This window comes from Sphingopyxis sp. KK2, assembly GCF_001990265.1.
Classification (GTDB): domain Bacteria; phylum Pseudomonadota; class Alphaproteobacteria; order Sphingomonadales; family Sphingomonadaceae; genus Sphingopyxis.
Genome location: NZ_LYVN01000250.1, coordinates 1 through 2,713 on the forward strand (window position 1 = coordinate 1; position 2,713 = coordinate 2,713).

The 2,713-nt window shown below is 66.2% G+C and carries 5 protein-coding genes; 2 read left to right on the top strand and 3 right to left on the bottom strand.

Features of this window, described 5'->3' with window-relative positions:
* Nucleotides 1-399, top strand: a 399-nt coding sequence (locus B1A78_RS21320; RefSeq protein ID WP_144037956.1) for an OmpA family protein, incomplete at its 5' end; no start/stop codon positions are given.
* Between the two features lie 248 nt (nt 400-647).
* Nucleotides 648-1,073, top strand: coding sequence for a biopolymer transporter ExbD (locus B1A78_RS21325; RefSeq protein WP_077148850.1), 426 nt, complete (start codon nt 648-650; stop codon nt 1,071-1,073).
* A 60-nt stretch (nt 1,074-1,133) separates the two neighbouring features.
* Here the strand turns inward: B1A78_RS21325 and B1A78_RS21330 are convergent, their stop codons facing one another.
* The 3 genes from B1A78_RS21330 to B1A78_RS21340 all read right to left on the bottom strand — a co-directional run.
* Nucleotides 1,134-1,454, bottom strand: a complete 321-nt coding sequence (locus B1A78_RS21330; RefSeq protein WP_077148851.1) for a hypothetical protein — start codon at nt 1,452-1,454, stop codon at nt 1,134-1,136.
* Between the two features lie 27 nt (nt 1,455-1,481).
* Nucleotides 1,482-2,018 carry a DUF1993 domain-containing protein gene (locus B1A78_RS21335; RefSeq protein ID WP_077148852.1) on the bottom strand — a complete coding sequence of 179 codons (537 nt, stop codon included), beginning with the start codon at nt 2,016-2,018 and terminating at the stop codon, nt 1,482-1,484.
* 28 nt (nt 2,019-2,046) lie between these two features.
* The coding region (locus tag B1A78_RS21340; protein ID WP_144037957.1) for an ABC transporter ATP-binding protein at nt 2,047-2,713 on the bottom strand (667 nt) is incomplete at its 5' end.

Here is a 2,713-nt window from a genome sequence, read left to right on the forward strand (position 1 = left end):
GCCCAGGCTCGCAAACCACCGCCGCCGCCGCCGCCGCCGGTGGTTTGCGAGCCTGGGCCGTACATCGTCTACTTCGACTGGGATCAGTCGAACATCACGCCGGAAGCGGCGTCGACGCTGGACAACGCCATCAGCGCTTACAACCGTGGTTGCTCGGGTACGCAGGTCTGGCTCGCCGGTCACGCCGACCGTTCGGGTGCCGCGACCTACAACGTCGGCCTGTCGAAGCGCCGCAACGATGCGGTTCAGAGCTATCTGACCGCGCGTGGCATCTCGGCCGGTTCGATCAGCGCAGAAGCCTTCGGCGAAAGCCGTCCGGCCGTTGCCACCGCCGACGGCGTGCGCAACGACCAGAACCGTCGCGTGGAAATCAAGTACGGTCCGGGTTCGGGCAACTAAGATTTCCCGCCCGGTTGGGTTGGATAAAGAGGGGCGGTACCGAAAGGTGCCGCCCTTTCTTTATGCGCGCAGCCGCGGCGGAGCTTTTCCGCTGCGGCGCGCTTTTTGTTTGCGCTCTTTCTATAATGTTATACCATAACAATCGGACCGATACCGCTTGCGAGCGGCGCAAGGGGGCCGGTCCGCCGCGCGGCGCCGGCCGATCATGAGTGATCGCACCGCCGCCGCGCCCGACAGGGAGAGAGGCCATGCGCAAGCGCCGCAGCATTTTCCGCAACGACCCCAATGCCGACCCGGTGATCAACACCACGCCGCTGATCGACGTGATGCTGGTGATGCTGGTGATGTTCATCATCACCATCCCGCGCCCGACGCATATGGTCGACATCACACTGCCGGGCGATGTCGAAGTCCCGGGTCCGGTGCGCGACAAGAACCGCATCACGATCGATACCGCCGACACGATCCGCTGGAACGGCGACGCGGTCGATCTGGCGCAGCTGGGCAAGCTGGTGAAACTGGCGTCGGACCGTCCCGATCCCGCGACGCTGTTGCTCGAACCCGATGCGCGGGCGCGCTATCTGCGCGTCGACGAAGCGATCGGCGCGATCCGGCGCAACGGCGGCACGGCCATCGGCTTTCCGGGAATCCACCAATATGGCGGGCTGATCTGAGCGATCATATAGAGCGGTCCATGGCAGCTTCCGGCCCGGAAGCTGCCATATATATATGGCTCAGTCGGCAATCACCCGGGCCTCGCCGATGAAACCGCTTTCCCATAAATAGAATGTCCCGGCCGCGCGCACTGCGGCGGCCCCGACCTCACCCGATAGAAAGTAGAAGCCGATACGGCGGCTTTCGCCCGGTGCGATAGGCCGGTCTCGCAGAAGCAAGAGAATGTCCCAGCCAATCAGCGGGTGATCGCGCGAAATCATTGCCGGACATCCCCACCCGGGAAGCGCCGGCTGCTTGCGCCCGCCGCGATCACTTTCATACATGACGACGTCGGCGACGAGATGCGGTTCGGCGGATCGTTGAATCTGGTCGCGCGACATGGGACTATTAGGGTCAGGGCTGACGGATCAGCCGGCCGGTGCCGTGCCGGGGCGCAGATAGGCGAACATATAGTTCACATAATCGACCTTGCCGAGCGGCACGCCCATGTGGCGGAGAATGGCGTAGGCGGCGACAAGGTGGAAATAATATTGCGGCTGCGCCCAGTCGCGCACGTAGGTCGCCGCGGTCATGTCGAAGGCCATGCCGTTGGGCAGATCGAAGGCGACCGAGCGGCCGGAATCATTGTCGATGGTCGCGGCATCGACGCTGTCGAGCCAGGCGAGCGTCGCGGCGATCTGCGCCTGCAGGCCGGCGAAGTCGGTGGCATCCTCGGCGAATTGCGGCGCGCCGGCAGCGCCGAGGCGGGTGAGCGCCTGGATCGCCTGCTGGCACGAGAAACGCACCTGCGACGACAGCGGGAACATGTCGGGGGCGAGCCGTGCGGCGATGAACTGCAGTTCGCCGACACCATTTTCGGCGCCCCAGCCGAGCGCCTTGTCGAGCTGCGCCGACAGCGCGCGGAGGCCGTTGCGATAGGCGGGTACCGTGAAGTCGTAGAGCATCGTCTTGTCCTTCGAAGGGGAGACTGTGTCAGGCGGCGTGTTTGTCCTGGAACTGGAGCCGCGCGAGGCGGGCGTAAAGACCGTCGGCGGCGACGAGCGCGTCATGCTTGCCTTCCTCGACGATACGCCCGTCGTCCATCACGACGATGCGGTCGGCGGCGCGCACGGTCGCGAGGCGGTGTGCGATGACGATCGTCGTGCGGTCGTGCATCAGCGTATCGAGCGCGTCCTGCACCAGCTTTTCGGATTCGGCGTCGAGCGCCGAGGTCGCTTCGTCGAGCAGCAGCAGCGGCGCGCGGCGGAGCAGCGCGCGCGCGATGGCGACGCGCTGGCGCTGGCCGCCCGACAGGCGGGCGCCGCCTTCGCCCATGAAGGTGTCGAGACCGTCGGGCAGCTTGGTCAGAAACTCCTCGGCATTGGCGGCGCGCGCGGCGTCCCACAATTCCTCGTCGGTCGCAGCCCAATTGCCATAGCGCAGATTGTCGCGCGCCGAGGCGGCGAAGATCACCGTTTCCTGCGGCACCATCGCGATGCGCGCGCGGATGTCGGCGGGGTCGGCGTCGGTGAGCGGGATGCCGTCGAGCAGGATGCTGCCGCCCTGCGGATCGTAGAAGCGCTCGGCGAGCTGGAACAGGGTCGACTTGCCCGCGCCCGAGGGGCCGACGATCGCGACGGTTTCGCGCGGGGCGATCGCG